Here is a 20362-nt window from a genome sequence, read left to right as displayed (position 1 = left end):
ACCCGCAGAGCCAGTGCAAGCCACAAATGAAAAAGGCCGCACGGTCCTGGCGGACGGTGCGGCCTCTTTGCAACCAGCGACTCAGCGCTTGTCTTCGACCTTCCAGGTCTTGCCGTCGTAGAAAGCCTTCCAACCGGTCGGCTTGCCCTCGACCTCGCTCTGCACGTACTGCTCCTTGGTCTTGCGGCTGTAGCGGATCACGGTCGGGCGTCCGTCCGGGTCCTTGATCGGCGCATCGAACAGGAAGCTGTACTTGGGATCGATCTCGTCCTTGTGCGGAATGATCTCCAGTACCAGCGGCGCGCGGGTCTCACGGTTCTTGGGGAACTGGCTGGCGGCCAGGAACAGACCCGAAGCGCCGTCGCGCAGCACGTAGGTGTCATTGACCTTTTCGCACTTGAGCTCGGGCATCTTCACCGCGTCCATTTTCGGCGGCGCCGCTTCGCCGCTCTTGAGCAGCTTGCGGGTGTTCTTGCATTCGGGATTGGTGCAACCGAAGAACTTGCCGAAACGGCCGGTCTTGAGTTGCATCTCGCTGCCGCACTTGTCGCATTCCAGGCTCGGGCCTTCGTAGCCCTTGATGCGGTAGTTGCCCTCTTCGATCTCGTAGCCTGGGCAGTCGGGGTTGTTGCCGCAGATGTGCAGCTTGCGCTTCTCGTCGACCAGATAGGCATCCATGGCCGTTGCACAGATCGGGCAGCGATGCTTGCCGCGCAGGATCTGCGACTCGGACTCACCCTCGTCGTCGGCCGCGATCTCATCGCCCGGAATCAGGTTGATGGTCGACTTGCAGCGCTCCTTGGGCGGCAACGCATAGCCCGAACAGCCCAGGAACACCCCAGTGGAAGCGGTGCGAATCATCATCGGGCGGCCGCACTCGCGGCAGGCGATGTTGGTCAGGGTCGGCAGGTTGGCGCGCATGCCGCTGTCGGCAGCACCTGCGACATCGAGCTTGCCCTTGAAGTCGCCGTAGAACTCGTCGAGCACGTTCTTCCAGTCGCGCTCACCGTGAGCCACGTCATCGAGGTTCTCTTCCATGCCGGCGGTGAAGCCGTAGTCCATCAGGTTGGAGAAGCTCTCGGACAAGCGCTCGGTGACGATGTCACCCATCTTTTCCGAGTAGAAGCGACGGTTGTGCAGCGCCACGTAGCCGCGGTCCTGGATGGTGGAGATGATCGCCGCGTAGGTCGAAGGTCGACCGATGCCGCGTTTCTCCATCTCTTTCACCAGGCTGGCTTCGGAATAGCGCGCAGGCGGCTTGGTGAAGTGCTGGGTCGGGTCTAGGTGCAACAGCTTGAGCTGTTCGCCCTGGTTCATGTCCGGCAGCACGTCGTCGTCGCCCGGCTTGCTCATCTGCGGCAGCACACGGGTGTAACCGTCGAACTTGAGGATGCGGCCCTTGGCGCGCAGCTCGAAATCGCCGGCCGCCACGGTGACCGTGGTGGACAGGTACTGGGCAGGCGGCATCTGGCAAGCCAGGAACTGACGCCAGATCAATTCGTACAGACGCTCGGCGTCACGCTCCATGCCGGCCAGCTTGCTGGGATGGGTGTTCACATCCGAGGGGCGAATGGCTTCGTGCGCCTCCTGGGCGCCTTCCTTGCTGCCGTAGACCATCGGCGCTTCGGGCAGATACTTCTTGCCGAACTCGCTCTCGATGTAGGCACGCGCCATCTGCACGGCGTCCACCGACAGGTTGGTGGAGTCGGTACGCATGTAGGTGATGTAGCCGGCCTCGTACAAGCGCTGCGCCATCATCATGGTCTTCTTCACGCCGTAGCCCAGGCGGTTGCTTGCGGCCTGCTGCAAGGTCGAGGTGATGAAGGGGGCCGAAGGCTTGCTGCTGGTCGGCTTGTCCTCGCGCTTGACGATGCTGTAGCTGGCGTCCTTGAGCTTGGCCAGCGCGGCCATGGCCTGCGCTTCGTTCAAGGGCTTGAAGGCCTCGCCGTTCTCGCGGGCCACTTCGAAACGCACCTTGGCGGCCTTGGCCGACGCCAGGTCGGCGTGCACTTCCCAGTACTCTTCGGGGTTGAACGCACGGATCTCGCGTTCACGCTCGACGACCAGCTTCACCGCCACCGACTGCACGCGGCCTGCCGACAGCCCACGGGCGATCTTCTGCCACAGCAGGGGCGAGACCATGTAGCCGACCACGCGGTCTAGGAAACGTCGCGCCTGCTGCGCATTGACGCGGTCGATGTCCAGCTCGCCAGGACGCGAGAACGCCTCCTGGATGGCTTTCTTGGTGATCTCGTTGAACACCACGCGCTTGTAGCGGCTGTCGTCACCACCGATGGCTTCGCGCAGGTGCCAGGCAATGGCTTCCCCCTCGCGGTCCAAGTCCGTCGCCAGATAGATGGTGTCGGCATCCTTGGCCAACCGGCGCAGCTCCTCGATGACCTTTTCCTTGCCGGGAAGAATCTCGTACTTGGCCTTCCAGCCCTGGTCCGGATCCACGCCCATGCGCGTCACCAATTGCTTGCGGGCCTTTTCCTTGGGCGAAAGCGCCGGCGCGTCGCTGGCGGCGGCCTTGCCGCGCTTGGCGGCCGGCTCCTTGCTGGCGCTCGCCGAACCGCTGGTGGGCAAGTCTCGGATATGGCCGATACTCGACTTCACCACGTACTGGTCACCCAGATACTTGTTGATGGTCTTGGCCTTAGCCGGGGATTCCACAATGACCAGCGATTTGCCCATGGATCGGAAAATTCCTGAATTCTTGAAATGAAAGGCATGCGGCGCCTTGCGAGGCCCCGCTATATATAGTGGTGAGAACCTGAGGTCAAGCGCCGGGGTTCAAGCGGTCGGCGCCTGCGGAACTGAAAACAGGCTGGGTTCGGCTTCGATCAAAGCAAAGCGCGGGACGCTCTCGCCGTCAACCTCGACCGACTCCAGAAACATGCTCAGCGGTCGAACCCAGAGGCCGTATTCGCCGTAAAGCGCCTGATAGAACACGACTTCCTGCTCGTCCTCGGAACTGCGCGCGACGCCGTAGACACGATACTCGGGGCCTTTGTAGTGACGATAGAGCCCTGGCTGTAACTGCATGGTGCGCCTCGCTTGAAATACGTGTTGAAAAACTTTTCGAGTAAACCGGAAAAAAGCAAAACCGGGACACTGGGCCCCGGTTCGCTCGACTCCATGCGTCTGGACTAGACGCGTTCGAAAACCGTGGTGATGCCCTGCCCCAGGCCTACGCACATGGTAGACAGACCGAACGTACCACCGTTCTGCTTCATGACGTTGAGCAGCGTGCCGGAAATTCGAGCACCTGAACAACCGAAAGGATGCCCCAGGGCGATGGCGCCGCCATGCAGGTTAACCTTCTCGTTCATCTTGTCGAGCACTTTCAGATCCTTGAGCACAGGCAGGGCCTGTGCCGCGAAGGCTTCGTTGAGCTCGATGAAGTCGATGTCGGCAATGCCCAGACCTGCGCGCTTGAGCGCTTTCTGGGTCGCCGGCACCGGTCCGTAACCCATGATCGCAGGGTCGACGCCGGCAACGGCCATCGAACGGATCACCGCCAATGGCGTGATGCCCAGATCCTGGGCGCGCTGCGCCGACATCACGATCATGCACGACGCACCGTCGGTGATCTGCGACGAGGTACCGGCCGTGACCGTCCCGCCCTTGGGGTTGAACGCAGGCTTGAGCGCAGCGAGGCTTTCCAAGGTGGTGTCGGGACGAATGGTTTCGTCGTAGTCGAACACCTTGATGAAGCCGTTTTCGTCACAGCCCTGCATCGGGATGATCTCATCCTTGAACTTGCCCTGCACCGTGGCCTGGTGCGCCAACTGGTGCGAGCGCACACCGAAGGCGTCCTGTTGTTCGCGGGTAATGCCGTGCATTTTCCCGAGCATCTCGGCGGTAAGACCCATCATGCCCGATGCCTTGGCGGCGTACAGCGACATGTGCGGGTTCGGATCGACGCCGTGCATCATGCCGACGTGCCCCATGTGCTCGACACCACCGACCACGAACACGTCGCCGTTGCCGGTCATGATGGCCTGGGCCGCGGTGTGCAGCGCGCTCATCGAGGAGCCGCACAGACGGCTGACGGTCTGGCCGGCGGCGGTGTGCGGGATCTGCGTCATCAGCGATGCCATGCGCGCGATGTTCCAGCCCTGCTCCAGGGTCTGGTTGACGCAGCCCCAGATCACGTCCTCGACTTCGGCCGGGTCGACCTTGGCATTGCGTTCCAGCAGCTTGCTGATCAGGTGCGCCGACATGTCTTCGGCGCGGGTGTTGCGGTGCATGCCGCCCTTGGAACGGCCCATCGGGGTGCGACCGAAGTCGACGATCACCACGTCTCTAGGATTCAAGCTCATAAGTCATTCACCCTTGTTCTGTACGTTGGCCACTTGCCCGAAGAACGTCTGCCCGGCACGCGCCATTTCACGAAGCTTCTGGGTAGGCTGGTACAGCGGACCCAGTTCGGCGTAGCGGTCGGCCAAGGCGACGAATTCGGCAACGCCCAGCGAATCGATGTAACGCAGCGCACCGCCGCGGAACGGAGGGAAGCCGATGCCGTAGACCAGGCCCATGTCGGCCTCGGCTGCGGTTTCGACGATGCCGTCTTCCAGGCAGCGTACGGTTTCCAGGCACAGCGGGATCATCATCCAGTTGACGATGTCCTCGTCGCTGACTTCGCGCTGTTCGTAGATCACTGGCTTGAGCACATCCAGAACCGCAGGATCGGCGACCTTCTTCGGCTTGCCGCGCTTGTCGGTCTCGTAGGCGTAGAACCCCTTGCCGTTCTTCTGCCCCAGGCGGTTGGCTTCATAGAGCGCGTCGATGGCCGAGCGGCGCTCGTCCTTCATGCGGTCCGGGAACCCTTCGGCCATCACGTCGCGGCCATGGTGACCGGTGTCGATGCCGACCACGTCCATCAGGTAGGCCGGGCCCATGGGCCAGCCGAACTTTTCCATGACCTTGTCGATGCGCACGAAATCGACACCGGCGCTGACCAGGCGGGCGAAGCCGCCGAAATACGGAAACAGCACCCGGTTCACCAGGAAGCCGGGGCAGTCGTTGACCACGATCGGGTTCTTGCCCATCTTGCGGGCGTAGGCGACGGTGGTCGCGACGGCGACTTCACTGGACTTCTCGCCACGAATCACTTCGACCAGCGGCATCATGTGCACCGGGTTGAAGAAGTGCATGCCGACGAAGTTTTCCGGGCGTTTGAGCGCCTGGGCCAGCAGGTTGATGGAAATGGTCGAGGTGTTGGACGCCAGGATGGTGTCGTCCTTGACCTGCGCCTCGACCTCGGCCAGTACGGCCTGCTTGACCTTGGGATTTTCCACCACGGCTTCGACGACGATGTCGACATGGCCGAAATCGCCGTAAGACAGCGTCGGCCGAATGTCGTTGAGCGCTTCGGCCATCTTCGCTGCGGTCAGACGCCCTTTTTCGACACGGCCGCCCAGCAGTTTGGAGGCTTCGGCTAGGCCCTGCTCGATGCCCTTCTCGTTGATGTCCTTCATCAGGATCGGCGTGCCCTTGAGCGCCGACTGATAGGCGATGCCGCCACCCATGATGCCGGCACCGAGCACGGCAGCCTGGCTCACGTCGCGAGCCACCTTGTCGTAGCCACGGGCCTTGCGCTTGAGCTCCTGATCGTTGAGGAACAGACCGATGAGGCTTTGTGCAGCCGAGGTCTTGGCCATCTTGGCGAAACCGGCGGCTTCGATTTCCAGGGCTTTCTCGCGACCGAAGCTGGCTGCCTTCTGGATGGTCTTGATCGCCTCGACCGGCGCCGGATAGTTGGGCCCGGCCTGGCCGGCAACGAAACCCTTGGCGGTTTCGAACGCCATCATCTGCTCGATGGCGTTGAGCTTGAGTTTGGCCAGCTTGGGCTGGCGCTTGGCCTTGAAATCGAACTCGCCGCTGATGGCGCGCTTGATCAGGTCGAGCGCCGCAGCTTCGAGCTTGTCAGCCGCCACGACCGCATCGACCGCGCCCACCTTGAGCGCATCGTCGGCGCCGTTTTCCTTGCCGGAGGCGATCCACTCGATGGCATTGTCGGCGCCGATGATGCGCGGCAGGCGCACCGTGCCACCGAAACCCGGGTAGATGCCGAGCTTGACTTCGGGCAGGCCGATCTTGGCTTCGCTGGACATGACCCGGTAGTCGGCGGCCAGGCACATTTCCAGGCCGCCGCCCAGAGCGATGCCGTTGATGGCGGCAACCGTGGGAACCTCGAGGTCTTCGAAGTCGCTGAAGATACGGTTGGCCTGCAGGTTGCCCGCGACCAGTTCGGCCTCGGGCAATTTGAAATTCTCGACGAATTCGGTGATGTCCGCACCGACGATGAAGACGTCCTTGCCGCTGCTGACGATCACGCCCTGGACCGAAGCGTCGGCCTTGATCGCCGCGATCGCTTCGCGCAGCTCTTCGAGCGTGAGGCGGTTGAACTTGTTGACGGACTCGCCCTTGAGATCGAACCGCAGTTCGACGATGCCGCTTTCAAGAGCCTTCACCGAGATGGCTTTACCTTCGTAAATCATCCACTGATCTCCACGATATGGAAGCTGAACAGTACACGCCGGACGCTGGGTAAAAAGGGGGCGGTACATGGCCGCCGCTCTCTGTAGCCAGGCATACCCGTCAGCGCGGTAGTCGGGATAGTGCTGGAGCGCGAGAGAAAAACGCTCGATTCATACGCCCGTTTGATTGGGGTGCGTGTACATTCACGGAAATGCGGGCGATTGTCAAATGCCGCGCAAGGCCTTTGAAAACGCGACTTTGCGGTCATTTCTGGAATGAGGAAGAACACGCACCTGCGACAGCCTGCCGCAGGCATATGACGATAGCTGGAGATCGGGATCAGGCCAGCGCTTGAAGGACCTTGGCAATATCCTGAATCACCTTTTCATCACCCTTCTCGCCCCAGTACAGGGCCAACATCTGCGGACCGGCTTCGAGCTTGTAGACATCGGGCGGCAGGGTCGCCAGGTGCGGCAGCAGGTGCGGATCGACGCAGGTTTCGCGCCATTGGTTGCACCACACGCCCGGTTCCGTTTGCCAGTAGCTCCAACTGTCGACCCGGCCCTTGCGGCGTGGTCGATGGTATTGCGCGCAGGGGTCGGGTGGCTCGACGCTCAACCAGTGTGGCCATTGCTGCGGCGCCAGTTGCATCGCCAGACCCATGCGGCGGGCCTCCATGCGCACGGCCATGCGCCCGCTCTGGCTGCGCGAGGGGCGCAGCCATACCATGGGGCTGAGAATCAGCGCAAGGATTGACACGACTATCCACACCGTCATAAAGAGTACACCCGCTAAGCGTTTCAAATAGGTCGGCGAGGGATGTTCATGTCGCACCTCGCCCAAACAGTTCATACTCAAGCTATCGCAATCGTCAGGAGTGCTTCTCATGCCCTACCAACACATTCTGGTCGCCGTCGACCTCACCGAAGAGTGTGACCCGGTCATCAAACGGGCCAGGGAACTGGCGGTCAGCAATGGCGCCAAGCTCTCGCTGGTGCACATTGTAGAACCGATGGCCATGGCATTCGGCGGGGATGTGCCGATGGATCTCTCGCAATTGCAACAGCAGCAGTTCGACCAGGCCAAGGAGCGCCTGGAAACGCTGAAGCTCAAGTACCCGGACCTGGTGGTGGGCGACTGCCATCTGACCTACGGCCAGCCGCGCCAGGAAATTCACAACCTGGCGAAGAAGTCCGAGTGCGATCTGGTCGTGGTTGGCAGCCATGGCCGTCACGGCCTGGCGCTGCTGCTGGGCTCCACGGCCAACGACGTGCTGCACGGTGCGCCGTGCGACGTGCTGGCTGTGCGCTTGGTCAAGCGCGCCGAGTAAGGATCATCAGCGGGGCCGAGCGGCAGCTGCGGCCTCGCTGAAGATTGCGGTGTCGTGCCTCAGGCGTCGAGCTCGGCCCAACGCTCGACCATGGCTTCCAGCTCGGCCTGCGAAGCTTCCAGCTTGGCTATCACGGCGGCGGTCTGCTCGGCAGGTCGCTGATAGAACCCGGCATCGGCCATCTCGGCCTCCAGTGCCGCGATTTCCTGCTCCTTCGCATCGATCTGGCCCGGCAGGCCTTCCAGCTCGCGCTGCAGCTTGTAGCTGAGCTTCTTCTTCGCCGGCGCCGGTGCTTCGGCTGGTGCGGGCTCCGGGGCCTTGACCACGGCGCTGTTGAGCTCGGCCTTGCCCGACTTGTTCTCGGTCACGCCCAGCAGCTTGGGCGAGCCGCCCTGGCGGATCCAGTCCTGATAGCCGCCCACGTATTCGCGAACCTTGCCCTCGCCTTCGAACACCAGGGTGCTGGTGACCACGTTGTCGAGGAATGCCCGGTCGTGGCTGACCATCAGCACGGTACCCTTGAAGCCGGACAGCACTTCTTCGAGCAATTCGAGGGTCTCGACGTCAAGGTCGTTGGTCGGTTCGTCCAGTACCAGCAGGTTGGCCGGCTTGCTGAACAGCTTGGCCAGCAGCAGGCGCGCACGCTCACCGCCCGACAGCGCCTTGACCGGCGTGCGGGCACGCTGGGGGCTGAACAGGAAGTCGCCCAGGTAGCTCAGCACGTGGCGGCTTTGCCCGTCGATGTCGATGAAGTCGCGACCTTCGGCGACGTTGTCAATAACGGTCTTCTCCAGGTCCAGCTGGTGGCGCAATTGGTCGAAGTAGGCGACGTCCAGGCGCGTGCCGACGTCGACCGAACCACTGGTGGGCTGCAGGTTGTCGAGCATCAGCTTGAGCAGGGTGGTCTTGCCGGTACCGTTGGCGCCCAGCAGGCCGATACGGTCCTCGCGTTGCAGGACCATGGAGAAATCCTTGATCAGCATCGGCCCACCCGGATGGGCAAAGCTGACGTTATCGAGCACCATGACCTGCTTGCCGGATTTGTCGGCGGTGTCGAGCTGGATGTTGGCCTTGCCGGTGCGTTCGCGACGCTCGCCGCGCTCCACACGCAGCGCCTTGAGCGCACGCACACGGCCTTCGTTGCGGGTACGCCGGGCCTTGATGCCCTGACGGATCCACACCTCTTCCTGGGCCAGGCGCTTGTCGAACAGCGCGTTGGCGGTTTCCTCGGCGGCCAGCATGGCTTCCTTGTGCACCAGGAAGCTGGCGTAGTCGCCGTTCCAGTCGATCAGGCCGCCGCGGTCCAGTTCGAGAATGCGGGTGGCCAGGTTCTGCAGGAAGGAACGGTCGTGGGTGATGAACAGTACCGCGCCCTGGAAATCCTTGAGGGCTTCTTCGAGCCAGGCGATGGCGCCGATGTCCAGGTGGTTGGTCGGTTCGTCGAGCAGCAGCAGATCCGGCTCGGACACCAGCGCCTGGGCCAGCAGCACGCGACGGCGCCAGCCACCGGAGAGTTGCTTGAGGGTCTTGTCGGCTGGCAGCTGCAAACGGCTCAGGGTGCTGTCGACCAACTGCTGCAAGCGCCAGCCGTCACGGGCTTCGAGGTCCTGCTGGACATGCATGAGCTTGTTCAGGTCTTCGTCGGTGACGATGTTCTGGCTCAGGTGGTGGTATTCGGCGAGCAGTGCGCCGACGCCGTCCAGGCCTTCGGCCACCACGTCGAACACGGTCCGTTCGTCGGCCACCGGCAGTTCCTGGGGCAATTCGCCGATTTTCAGCCCGGGCGCGCGCCAGACGGCGCCGTCATCGGGTTTCTGCACGCCCTTGACCAGCTTCAGCATGCTGGATTTGCCAGTGCCGTTGCGGCCGATGATGCACACCCGCTCACCACGGGCGATCTGCCAGGACACCTTGTCCAACAACGGCATCGCGCCGAATGCAAGGGACACATCGCTGAATTTGAGCAGGGTCATGAGCTTCTCCAAAAACCGGGCGCGCATTCTAACCGACTTTTGCCCTGGCAGACCGAAGGCGGCAATAAAATGAATGATCCTGAACGCTTTCATCGCGCCTGCTCTAGAGGCTAAGCTAGGCTCACTTCTTTAGTGCTGGCACTGCCGACACTTGTCACGTCCTCTCTGCCTGGAAGTCTCATGCGCAGTCGCCTGTTCAGCCTGTTTTCCTGTCTCATCCTGTCTGCTTCCAGCGTTGCCACTATCCAGGCCGCCGACCTGGCCACGCAGCGCCAGTACTACGACGAAGCCAAGCGCGCCCTGGCCAAGGGCGACAGCGGGCCGTACATGCGCTACGCCGCCGAGCTGCAGGATTACCCCCTGGAGGCCTACCTGGCCTACGACGAGCTCACGCCGCGCCTGCGCAGTGCGAGCAACGCCGAAATCGAGGGCTTCCTGGCCAAGCACGGCGACCTGCCCCAGGCCAACTGGATGAAACTGCGCTGGCTGCGGCAACTGGCCGAGCGCGGCGAGTGGGCACCGTTCGTCAAATACTATGACCCCAAGCTCAACTTCAAGGAGCTCGACTGCCTGTACGGCCAGTACCAGTTGAGCAACAGCCAGCTGCGCGCTGAAGGCTATGCCAACGCCGACAAGCTGTGGCTGACCGGCAAAACGCTGCCCACGGCCTGTGACGGCCTGTTCCAGCGCTGGGCCAGTGAAGGCCAGCTCACCGAGAACAAGCGCTGGCAGCGCGCCAAGCTTGCCGCCCAGGCGCGCAACTATCCATTGGCTACCAGCCTGGTGCAGGGTCTGACCACGCTGTCAAGCCAGGGTCGCCTGTTGCTCGACGTCGCGCAGAAGCCCGAATTGCTCGACCAGCCTTCGCGCTTCATGCCGGTGGACGAAGCCATGTCCGACGTGGTCGGGCTGGGTCTGCGTCGCCTGGCTCGGCAGGATCCGGACAAGGCCATGCTCATGCTCGACAGCTATGCCAGCAGCATGCGCTTTTCGGCCGAGGAAAAAGTCGCCATCGCCCGCGAGATCGGCCTGACCCTGGCCCGCCGCTACGACCCGCGCGCGCTTGAGCTGATGACCCGCTACGACCCGGAGCTGCGCGACGACACCGTCACCGAGTGGCGCCTGCGCCTGCTGCTGCGCCTGGGCCGCTGGCAGGACGCCTACGACCTGACCACCCGCCTGCCCAAGGACCTGGCGCAGACCAACCGCTGGCAGTACTGGCAGGCACGCAGCCTGGAGCTGGCCCAGCCGCAGAGCGCCAAGGTGCCGCAACTGTACAAGGCCGTCGCCAAGGAACGTGACTTCTACGGATTCCTGGCGGCCGACCGCCTGCAGGCGCCCTACTCGCTCAACAACAAGCCGCTGGTGATGAGCCAGGCGCTGGTCAACAAGGTGCGCAACACCGCCGGCATCCGCCGTTCGCTGGAGCTGTATGCGCGCGGCCAGATCGTCGATGCGCGGCGCGAGTGGTATCACGTCAGCCGTCATTTCGATCGCGATGAGATGGTCGCCCAGGCCAAGCTGGCCTACGACATGCGCTGGTATTTCCCGGCCATTCGCACGATCAGTCAGGCACAGTACTGGGACGATCTGGACATCCGTTTCCCGATGGCCCACCGCGACACCCTGATCCGCGAAGCCAACGTGCGCGGCCTGCACACCAGCTGGGTGTTCGCGATTACCCGTCAGGAAAGCGCGTTCATGGACGACGCTCGTTCCGGCGCCGGCGCCATGGGGCTGATGCAGCTGATGCCGGGCACTGCCAAGGAGACCTCGCGCAAATTCAGCATTCCGCTGTCGTCACCGCAGCAAGTCCTGGACCCCGACACCAACATCCAACTGGGCGCGGCCTACCTGAGCCAGGTGCACAGCCAGTTCAACGGTAACCGAGTGCTGGCCTCGGCCGCCTACAACGCAGGCCCTGGCCGTGTGCGGCAGTGGCTCAAAGGTGCGAACCACCTGAGCTTCGACGTCTGGGTGGAGTCCATTCCGTTCGACGAGACACGCCAGTACGTGCAGAACGTGTTGTCCTACGCGGTCATCTACGGTGAGAAGCTCAACGCGCCGCAGCCGGTGGTGGATTGGCACGAGCGCTTCTTCGACGACCAATGAGCCAGTGGCGGCAGCTGCACAGCTGCCGCCCGCTCACTCCAGAACAGTGATGGGCATGCCCACTTCGAGCACGCCGGCGCCATCACAGACCAGGTTCTGGCCGAACATGGCATGGCCATCCTGAAGCCGGTAGGACTTGAGTGTGGCCAACGGCTCGCGATCGGGGCTGCGCTCGCCGGTCTGCGGATCCAGGGTAGTGAGAATGCAACGCGCGCACGGCTTGAGCACGCGGAAATCCACGTCACCGATACGAATGCGTTTCCAGTCATCCTCGGCAAATGCCGGGCTGCCCTGCACCACCAGGTTGGGGCGAAACCGGATCATTTCCAGCGAGCGGCCGACTCGTGCAGACAGATCGTCCAGCGAACCCTGGCCGATCAGCAGCAGCGGAAAACCGTCGGCGAAAGCCACCTTGTCGCCGTTCTTGCCATAGTCGGCACTGACCGTTCGGGCGCGGTCAGCGGGCATATAGACCAGCCGAGTGGGTTTTCCAAGGAAATCGCTCACCCAGTGCGCGGCAGCGTCGCCCGCGTCAGGGACTTCGAAGGTGTCGTGCCAGACCTTGATCTGGCGCAAGTTGGCGGACAACGCACCTGATACGGGCACTGGCACATGCAGATCGGGAAAACCCTTCGCGCTCAACATCAAGTCGCCTTCGGGAGAGACCTGCGTGTGCAGTTGCGTCAGGCGTGGCACCGAGCGTTGCGAGAGGAACAGGCCACGCTCCGCGTCGACCAGCATCCAGCGTCGATCGCCCAACAGCCCCAGGCCGTCGACGGCTGACTGTTGCAGGGACTGACCCCGTGCTGACTTGAGCGGATAACGATACAACGCGGCAAGGCTCGACATGGCCTGTTTCCCTTGAACAAAGAATCGAGTCTAGCGGAACCGGCACAGTGCTGACGAGGTGCGATCAGCGTCGATCCAGCTCCAGGCGCTCGCGGACTACATCCACCAGCTTGTCGGGCTGAAACTTTGACAGGAAGTTGTCGCAGCCGACCTTTTTCACCATCGATTCGTTGAAGCTGCCAGACAATGAGGTATGCAGCACCACGTACAGCTCGCGCAGCCGTGGGTCGTTGCGAATCTCGGTGGTCAGGCGGTAGCCGTCCATTTCCGGCATTTCGGCATCGGTGAAGACCATGAGCAGCTTGTCGGTCATGCGCTCGCCGGTGTCGGCCCAGGCCTTGAGCTTGTTCAGCGCCTTCAGGCCATCGCTGGCCACATGCATCTTGATGTCCAGCTGCGACAACGTATCGCGCAGCTGCGCCAGAGCCACCGTGGAGTCGTCCACCAGCAGCACTTCACGACCCCGGGCGCGCGCCAGGATCGGATCGTCGAGCTTGTCCCGGGAAACACGGGCGTTGTAGGGGACGATTTCGGCGAGCACCTTTTCCACGTCGATGATCTCGACCAGTTGCTCGTCGACTCGGCTGATCGCAGTGAGGTAGTGCTGGCGCCCGGCGCTGGCCGGAGGCGGCAGGATCGATTCCCAGTTCATGTTGACGATGCGGTCGACACCGCCGACCAGGAACGCCTGAATCGAGCGGTTGTACTCGGTCACGATGATGGTGCTGGCGGGCCCTGGCACCAAAGGGCGCATGCCGATGGCCTGGGACAGGTCGATCACCGGCAGGGTCTGCCCGCGCAGGTTGATCACGCCGCAGACGAAGGGGTGGCGCTGGGGCATCAGCGTCAGCTTGGGCAACTGCAGGACTTCCTGGACCTTGAACACGTTGATCGCGAACAGTTGCCTGCCAGCCAGGCGAAACATGAGCAGTTCCAGCCGGTTTTCGCCCACCAGCTGCGTACGTTGGTCAACCGTGTCGAGAATGCCGGCCATGTGAAGCTCCAAAGCCTAAGTGAAAGTAGAGGTACCGGGCTATCGGCGCTGACGGCGAAATCTTGACTGCAGTCGTTCCTCTTTAGTGAGTCAATCGGCGGCTGAGCAGTGGCGATCCGGCCGGCAAATGGACCTTCAAGGCTTTGGGCATGGCACTGAAGCGCAGATTCTCGCCCCGCAGCGGTTCGCCATCGAGGTTGATGTCGAGGTTTTCCTTGCTGTTGATTTCAACCCAGGGCAGCCGTGCACGGACGAACAGGGTTTCCAGCCCACCGCCGCCGAGCAGGCTTTTCAAGGTGCCTACCACTTCGGTGGGTGCCGGCAGGATGCTGATCTCCAGCAGCCCATCGTCGACAACGGCTTCGGGGCATAGCTCGTGGCCACCGCCGGCCTGACGACCGTTGCCGATGCCCAGTGCCAACAGGTCGCCTTCCCAGTGGAAGTCCGGACCGCTGAGCGACGCGGAGGCGGCGCGCAATTCGCTGAACCGCGACAGACCGGTGAACAGGTAGGCCGCGCCACCGAGCACTTTCTTCAGGTCTTCGGAGGTGTTGGCCGTGACCTGGCTGCCGAAACCGCCGGTGGCCATGTTGAGGAACACCTGCCCGCCGACTTCGCCCAGGTCGATCGCCTGGGGTTCGCTAGCGAGCAGCGCCAGCGCCGGTGCAGGTTCCAGCGGCACCCCAGCGGCACGGGCAAAATCGTTGGCGGTACCCAGCGGCATCAACACCAGGCTGGCATCGGTCTTGGCCAATGCCATGGCTTCGGCGACATCGCGCAGGGTGCCGTCGCCACCGCCGGCGATGATGTGGGTATACCCCGCTTGCAACGCCTCCTCGACCAGACGCTGGGCATCACCGCCTTCCCAGGTCAGACGCACGGCCAGGTCATTGCCCTGCTCCCGGTAGCGCTCGACCGCAGCGCGTACCTCTTCGTTGGAAGCTTGTTTGCCGTGCAAAATCAGGATTGCCTTGCGCTCGCTCATGCTGCATGTCTCCGGTGACCAATGAGTTGAACTCTGCCTGATGTGACCACAGCCGCAGCAAAAAAAGCCCGGACGAAAAGTTTTTAACCATTCGTGCATTTACCACTCGCCAACGGTTCTCGTTTAGGCTTTACTGCGACGCAACTGGCCATCATCGAAGTGGCCGTTACCCCTCCGATTCCTGCACGTCCGGCCCGTCTCCGGCTGGCGGTAGCATTGTCGAATCGCTGATTCCTGCGTTCTGCCCTTTTTTCCATCGACCCTTTCATGCATCCAGCCTGGCTGGTCGTGTACGCCTGCCCATGCAGGTGCCGCCCGCCTTCTCCAACTCGAGGCTCGACCTATGACGACTCTGATTCCCTGCATCATCGCCGGGGGCTCCGGCACCCGCCTGTGGCCCGTATCGCGCGAAGCCATGCCCAAGCCCTTCATGCGCCTGCCGGACGGCGAAAGCCTGCTGCAGAAGACCTTTACCCGTGCATCGCAACTGCCGGGCGTGGATCGGGTGCTGACCGTGACCAACCGCGAGGTGTTCTTCCGCACCCTGGACGACTACCGCCAACTGAACGATCGCAACGCCCTGCTCGATTTCATTCTCGAGCCTGCCGGTCGTAATACTGCGCCGGCCATCGCCAGCGCTGCCCTGCACGCGGCCAAGCACTACGGCGCCTCGGCGCAGTTGCTGGTGCTGCCGGCCGACCATCTGATTCGCGACATCGACGCGTTCCAGGCAGCCGTCAGCGCGGCACGCAAGAAAGCCGACGAGGGCTGGCTGGTCACCTTCGGCCTGGTGCCACAAACGCCGGAAACCGGCTTTGGCTACATCGAGCGCGGTGCCGATCTGGGCGACGGCAGCTACCAGGTAGCACAGTTCCGCGAGAAGCCGGATCAGGTCACCGCCCAAGCCTACCTGGACAGCGGTGACTACCTGTGGAACGCCGGCATGTTCTGCATGCGCGTCGACGTGCTCCTGCGCGAGCTGGAAAAGCACTCACCGGACGTGCTGCTGGCCGCCACCACCTGCCTGCAGGTCAGCGACACCAAGCAGGGCAACCGTGAGTTGCAGGTCGAGCTGGACAGCAGCACCTTTGCCCTGGCACCGGACATCTCGATCGACTACGCGTTGCTCGAACGCTCCGACAAGGTCGCAGTGATTCCCTGCCAGATGGGCTGGAGCGACATTGGTTCGTGGCAAGCGGTGCGCGAGCTGACTCCGGCCGACGCACAAGGCAACCAGTGCAACGGCGAGACCGTATTGCACGACGTGAGCAATTGCTACATCGACTCGCCCCGTCGCCTGGTCGGCGCCGTCGGCGTGGACAATCTGGTGGTGATCGACACCCCGGACGCGTTGTTGATCGCCGACGGCAGCCGCACCCAGGACGTCAAGCTGCTCGCCCAGCAACTCAAGCGCCAGGGCCACGACGCCTTCCGCCTGCACCGCACGGTCATCCGTCCATGGGGTACCTACACAATTCTGGAGGAAGGCAAGCGCTTCAAGATCAAGCGAATCGTGGTCAAGCCCGGCGGCACGCTGTCGTTGCAGATGCACCACCACCGCAGCGAGCACTGGATCGTGGTCAGCGGCATGGCTCGGGTCACCAACGGTGACAACGAATTCCTGCTCGACACCAACGAATCGACCTTCATCAAGCAGGGCCACGTGCACCGCCTGGTCAACTCCGGCGTGATCGACCTGGTCATGATCGAAGTGCAGAGCGGCGAGTATCTGGGCGAAGACGACATCGTGCGCTTCACCGACATCTACGGCCGCGCACCGGCAGCCGTGGAGTCGGACAAGAGCAAGGTCTAGAACAGCTCGCTGAACGGGATGAAGGTGACCAGATCGCCTTCAGCCACGGTGCAGCCTTCACCGATCTCGACCAGTCCATGGGCCCAGGCGGCGCTGAGCAGCACGCCTGAGCTCTGATTGGGGTAGATCACCGCCCGCCCCTGTTCGACACGCCCGCGCAGGTACTCACGACGGCTGCCGGCACGAGGCCAGGCAAACCCGGCGGGCAGCTGGAAGCGCAGCGGCGCGACGTCCGGTACACCCAGGCGGCGCAGCAGGTAAGGCCGTGCCAGAAGGGTGAAGGTCACCAGTGTAGAAGCGGGATTGCCCGGCAGGCCGATGACCGGCACGCCACGAAAGTGGCCGAAGGTCAGCGGCTTGCCGGGTTTGATCGCCAGTTTCCAGAGGGCCAATTGACCCTCCTCGCGCAGGGCGATGCCGAGAAAATCGGCTTCGCCCACCGAGACGCCCCCCGTGGACAGAATCAGGTCCACATCACCCAACGCCGCCAGGCGCTGGCGTGTCTGTTGCAGATCGTCGGGCAGAATCCCGGCGTCCACCACTTCGCAGCCCAACCCGCTCAAGGCACTGCACAGCACCTGACGATTGCTGTTGTAGATCTGTCCGGGCCCCAGCGGCTGACCCGGTTCGACCAATTCATCGCCTGTCGACAGTACCGCCACCCGTGGTCGGCGAACCACGTCGATATGGGCCTGCCCCATGGACGCCAGCAACCCCAGCTCGATCGCGCCCAGGCGGCTGCCCGCCGTCAGCAGGCGGTCGCCGATACGGGTTTCCTGCCCTTGCGGACGGATGTTCTGGCCAACTCTCAAGGGTTGGTTGAAGCTCACCCGCTCATCATCCTCGATGCGAGCGTTTTCCTGCATTTCCACGCAGTCGGCGCCGTCCGGCATCGGGGCGCCGGTGAAGATGCGTGCGCAGGTGCCGGGCTCCAGCGGCTCGGGCACGGCGCCAGCGAAGATACGCTGGCTGACGCGCAGGGGTTGACCCTGCCAGTCGTCTCGGCGCAGCGCGTAGCCGTCCATGGCGCTATTGGGCCAGGGAGGCAGGTCGAGGGTGGCGATCAGGTCATCGGCGAGCACCCGACCGCTGCCTTGGGCCAGGGCGATCTGCTCACGCTCGCGGATGGGCGCGGCATCGGCCATGGCCAGCAGTTGCGCCAGCGCCTGCTCGATCGGTAGCAGCGGCTGCGCCGCCGGCAACTCAGCCACGGCTGACGCAGGGCTCGGCCTGCTTGAGGTGCACGACGAAGTTGCAGGGCCGGTGACGCACATCCAGCTGCTCGGCAAGAATGCCGTCCCAGCCGGTACGGCAGGCATTGGTCGAGCCCGGCAGGCAGCACACCAAAGTGCCGTTGGCGAGCCCGGCCAGGGCGCGGGACTGCACGGTCGAAGTGCCGATGTCGGCCACGGAAATCTGCCGGAACAGCTCGCCGAACCCGTCAACCTGCTTGTCCAGCAGGCAGCTGACGGCTTCCGGGGTGCTGTCGCGGCCGGTGAAGCCGGTGCCGCCGGTGATCAACACCACCTGGCATTGGTCGTCGGCGATCCACTGCGCCACCTGGGCGCGGATCTTGTACAGGTCGTCCCTGAGCAGCGCCCGGGCATAGAGGCCGTGGCCAGCTGCACTGAGGCGATCGACGAACAACTGACCGGAGGTGTCGGTTTCCACGGTGCGGGTGTCGCTCACCGTCAAGACGGCAATGTTGAGGGGCACGAAGGGTACATCTGCCTTGGCTTTCATTGGCGAGGTCCGGTTGTCTGATGGAATGGGCGGTGTTATATCACAGCCCCCAGCCACTGTCCGAGCGCCCGAATGAACGCTGCCGATACCCCGCCCCTGTGCTCTGTCCTGCTCCTGGCAGGTGGCCGCGGCCAACGCATGGGGGGCCGTGACAAAGGCCTGATCGACTGGCATGGCCAGCCGTTGATCCAGCATCTGCAGCGCTGTGTACGGCCAATGACCGATGACCTGATCATCTCCTGCAACCGCAACCACGAGCACTACGCCGCCTTTGCCGATCGGTTGGTGCACGACCAGAGCAGCGACTTCCCGGGACCGATGGCCGGGATGATCGCCGGGCTGGAGGCTGCGCGGCACCCGTTGCTGCTGGTGCTGCCCTGCGACGTACCGGGCGTGGACGACACATTGCTCGCTGCCATGCGCCAGACCCAGCAAAGGCACCCGGAACAGCCACTGATGGTCCGCCAGGGCGAGTTCTGGGAACCGCTGCTGTGCATCGTGCCGAAGGCCCATTTGACCGCGATGCGTCAGGCCTGGGATGCCGGCGAACGCAGTCCGCGGCGCGTGCTCCTGGCGCTCGGCGCGCAGGCGCTGCAATGCGCCGAGGATGATCCACGTTTGGCCAATCTCAACACGCCGCAATTGCTGGGTCGCTGACAGCGTTCTCAGGCGCTAGACTGTGACGGTCGGACCAACGGAACTTTGCTGGCACAAATACCGTCTCACCCCCGTATACGCCAGTACCCTTTTTTGTTTTGTGGAGAAACATAATGACTCACCGGATCCTTCCCGCCTTCATGCTCGCGCTGGGCCTGGCATCGCTCGCCGGTTGCGCATCGCCTACCGTGATCACCCTCAATGACGGTCGTGAAATCCAGGCAGTGGATACCCCCTCCTACGACGAAGACGCTGGCTTCTACGAATTCAAGCAGCTGGACGGCAAGACCACTCGGGTCAACAAGGACCAGGTGCGGACCGTCAAGGAGCTGTAATGGCCGGGCGCTGTTTGCGGTGACATCACCGCAGGCGCGCTCTGCAGCAGGTTTGAAGATCACGGAGTGTAGCGCAGCCAGGTAGCGCGTCTCGTTCGGGACGAGAAGGCCGCAGGTTCGAATCCTGCCTCTCCGACCATCTGCAAGAAAAAGCCCGCCTTTCGGCGGGCTTTTTTCGTTCTAGAACGCCAGGCTCAGGCGCGTTTCGAAGCTGCGCACTCGCCCGTCGAGCGGATCCTGGAACTGCAGCGACCGAGCCAGCAGCTTCAAGGGCCGGGCATAGTCGTCCACCTCGGTGTCGATCAACTGCGGGTAGAACGGATCGTTGCAGATACTGGCGCCCAGTGCGGTCATGTGTACGCGCAACTGATGGGTCTTGCCCGTCACCGGGTTGAGCACATAGCGCCACAGGTGCTCGCCTTTTTCGGCGACCTCGATGCGGGTTTCGCTGTTGCGCTGCCCCGGCGCCTCGCGCATGCGGAAGAACGGTTCGCCATGTTCCAGGCGGCTTTGGTGCACGAGGGGAAATTGCAGCTGGGGCAGCGCGGGTGCGATGGCTTCGTAGCGCTTTTCGATCTGGCGGGTGGGAAACAATTGCTGATAGGCACTGCGCGTCTGCGGGTTGGCCGAGAACAGCACCAGGCCGGCGGTGTGTCGATCGATGCGGTGCAGCGGCACCAGATGCGGGTTGTCGAGACGACGGATCAAACGACGCAGCAGCGTATGCTCGACATATTCGCCCGTCGGAGTCACTGGCAGAAAGTGCGGCTTGTCGGCAACCACCAGGTGTTCGTCGACGTGCAGCACCTGCTCTTGCGCAGCGATCGGCCGCTCGTTCGGTACTTCACGAAAATAGTGGATGCGCAGACCCTGCTTGTAGGCGTGGCCAGGACCGATGGGCACGCCCTCGGCATCCAGCACCCGGTCGCGGGCCATCCGGCTCAACCACTGGGCGCGGTCGATGGCCTGGAAATGTTCGCAGAGGCAGTCCAGCACGGTCGCCCAGTTGCCAGGGGGTAGGCACAGGGTACTGGCCTGGTGAGCCGCGGGGTCGAACTTGGGTGCAGACATGCCTTGATTCCACG

The 20362-nt window shown here is 63.2% G+C and carries 17 protein-coding genes and 1 tRNA gene; 6 read left to right on the top strand and 12 right to left on the bottom strand.

Features of this window, described 5'->3' with window-relative positions; genetic code table 11:
* Positions 1–81: 81 nt before the first annotated feature.
* From topA to BLV18_RS07285, 5 genes are all read right to left on the bottom strand, one after another.
* Positions 82–2694 carry a type I DNA topoisomerase gene (topA, locus tag BLV18_RS07305; RefSeq protein WP_090357355.1) on the bottom strand — a complete coding sequence of 871 codons (2613 nt, stop codon included), beginning with the start codon at positions 2692–2694 and terminating at the stop codon, positions 82–84.
* A gap of 99 nt (positions 2695–2793) precedes the next feature.
* Entirely contained in the window at positions 2794–3045 is a 252-nt protein-coding gene (locus BLV18_RS07300; RefSeq protein ID WP_049859128.1) for a DUF1653 domain-containing protein, read from the bottom strand.
* Positions 3046–3149: 104 nt separating this feature from the next.
* Positions 3150–4325 (bottom strand): acetyl-CoA C-acyltransferase FadA, encoded by a 1176-nt coding sequence (gene fadA / locus BLV18_RS07295; protein ID WP_043188265.1) that lies wholly within the window; start codon positions 4323–4325, stop codon positions 3150–3152.
* A gap of 3 nt (positions 4326–4328) precedes the next feature.
* Positions 4329–6506 carry a fatty acid oxidation complex subunit alpha FadB gene (gene fadB, locus BLV18_RS07290; protein WP_090357353.1) on the bottom strand — a complete coding sequence of 726 codons (2178 nt, stop codon included), beginning with the start codon at positions 6504–6506 and terminating at the stop codon, positions 4329–4331.
* Positions 6507–6825: 319 nt separating this feature from the next.
* Positions 6826–7263: a hypothetical protein gene (locus BLV18_RS07285; RefSeq protein ID WP_090357351.1), complete on the bottom strand. Its 438-nt coding sequence runs from the start codon at positions 7261–7263 to the stop codon at positions 6826–6828.
* 109 nt (positions 7264–7372) lie between these two features.
* Here BLV18_RS07285 and BLV18_RS07280 point away from each other — a divergent pair, with 109 nt between their 5' ends.
* Complete coding sequence (locus BLV18_RS07280; protein WP_049859124.1) at positions 7373–7816, top strand: universal stress protein; 444 nt, start codon at positions 7373–7375, stop codon at positions 7814–7816.
* 59 nt (positions 7817–7875) lie between these two features.
* Here BLV18_RS07280 and BLV18_RS07275 read toward each other — a convergent pair whose 3' ends face one another.
* Complete coding sequence (locus BLV18_RS07275) at positions 7876–9789, bottom strand: ATP-binding cassette domain-containing protein (RefSeq protein ID WP_090357349.1); 1914 nt, start codon at positions 9787–9789, stop codon at positions 7876–7878.
* Positions 9790–9969: 180 nt separating this feature from the next.
* On the opposite strand from BLV18_RS07275, the gene BLV18_RS07270 reads away from it, so the two are divergent.
* On the top strand, positions 9970–11901 hold the full coding sequence (locus BLV18_RS07270) for a transglycosylase SLT domain-containing protein (protein WP_090357347.1): 1932 nt from the start codon (positions 9970–9972) through the stop codon (positions 11899–11901).
* 33 nt (positions 11902–11934) lie between these two features.
* Here the strand turns inward: BLV18_RS07270 and BLV18_RS07265 are convergent, their stop codons facing one another.
* The 3 genes from BLV18_RS07265 to yegS all read right to left on the bottom strand — a co-directional run bounded on the left by BLV18_RS07265 (position 11935) and on the right by yegS (position 14729).
* On the bottom strand, positions 11935–12750 hold the full coding sequence (locus tag BLV18_RS07265; RefSeq protein ID WP_090357345.1) for an MOSC domain-containing protein: 816 nt from the start codon (positions 12748–12750) through the stop codon (positions 11935–11937).
* 64 nt (positions 12751–12814) lie between these two features.
* Complete coding sequence (locus BLV18_RS07260; RefSeq protein WP_090357344.1) at positions 12815–13744, bottom strand: chemotaxis protein CheV; 930 nt, start codon at positions 13742–13744, stop codon at positions 12815–12817.
* A gap of 82 nt (positions 13745–13826) precedes the next feature.
* On the bottom strand, positions 13827–14729 hold the full coding sequence (gene yegS, locus BLV18_RS07255; protein ID WP_090357342.1) for a lipid kinase YegS: 903 nt from the start codon (positions 14727–14729) through the stop codon (positions 13827–13829).
* Between the two features lie 343 nt (positions 14730–15072).
* Here yegS and BLV18_RS07250 point away from each other — a divergent pair, with 343 nt between their 5' ends.
* Positions 15073–16542, top strand: coding sequence for a mannose-1-phosphate guanylyltransferase/mannose-6-phosphate isomerase (locus BLV18_RS07250; protein WP_090357341.1), 1470 nt, complete (start codon positions 15073–15075; stop codon positions 16540–16542).
* On the opposite strand, the gene BLV18_RS07245 is transcribed toward BLV18_RS07250, so the two are convergent.
* Both BLV18_RS07245 and moaB read right to left on the bottom strand, forming a co-directional pair.
* Positions 16539–17753 (bottom strand): molybdopterin molybdotransferase MoeA, encoded by a 1215-nt coding sequence (locus BLV18_RS07245; protein ID WP_341864570.1) that lies wholly within the window; start codon positions 17751–17753, stop codon positions 16539–16541. The two genes, BLV18_RS07250 and BLV18_RS07245, sit on opposite strands and share 4 nt — an antisense overlap.
* Positions 17746–18285: a molybdenum cofactor biosynthesis protein B gene (moaB, locus tag BLV18_RS07240; RefSeq protein ID WP_090357337.1), complete on the bottom strand. Its 540-nt coding sequence runs from the start codon at positions 18283–18285 to the stop codon at positions 17746–17748. The genes BLV18_RS07245 and moaB overlap by 8 nt, the downstream gene beginning before the upstream one ends.
* A 72-nt stretch (positions 18286–18357) precedes the next feature.
* Here moaB and mobA point away from each other — a divergent pair, with 72 nt between their 5' ends.
* From mobA to BLV18_RS07225, 3 genes are all read left to right on the top strand, one after another.
* A complete protein-coding gene (gene mobA, locus BLV18_RS07235; RefSeq protein ID WP_090357335.1) occupies positions 18358–18942 on the top strand; it encodes a molybdenum cofactor guanylyltransferase MobA in 585 nt (194 codons plus the stop codon).
* Between the two features lie 113 nt (positions 18943–19055).
* The gene (locus BLV18_RS07230; RefSeq protein ID WP_049859114.1) at positions 19056–19277 is read left to right on the top strand and encodes a YgdI/YgdR family lipoprotein; all 222 of its coding nucleotides are present in this window, start codon (positions 19056–19058) and stop codon (positions 19275–19277) included.
* Positions 19278–19339: 62 nt separating this feature from the next.
* Positions 19340–19416: transfer RNA gene (locus BLV18_RS07225), tRNA-Pro, on the top strand.
* A 41-nt stretch (positions 19417–19457) separates the two neighbouring features.
* On the opposite strand, the gene BLV18_RS07220 is transcribed toward BLV18_RS07225, so the two are convergent.
* Positions 19458–20348: a pseudouridine synthase gene (locus tag BLV18_RS07220; protein WP_090357333.1), complete on the bottom strand. Its 891-nt coding sequence runs from the start codon at positions 20346–20348 to the stop codon at positions 19458–19460.
* Positions 20349–20362 lie beyond the last annotated feature (14 nt).

It is taken from the genome of Pseudomonas coleopterorum (genome assembly GCF_900105555.1).
GTDB lineage: Bacteria > Pseudomonadota > Gammaproteobacteria > Pseudomonadales > Pseudomonadaceae > Aquipseudomonas > Aquipseudomonas coleopterorum.
This window is presented reverse-complemented; position numbering and strand designations above follow the sequence as displayed.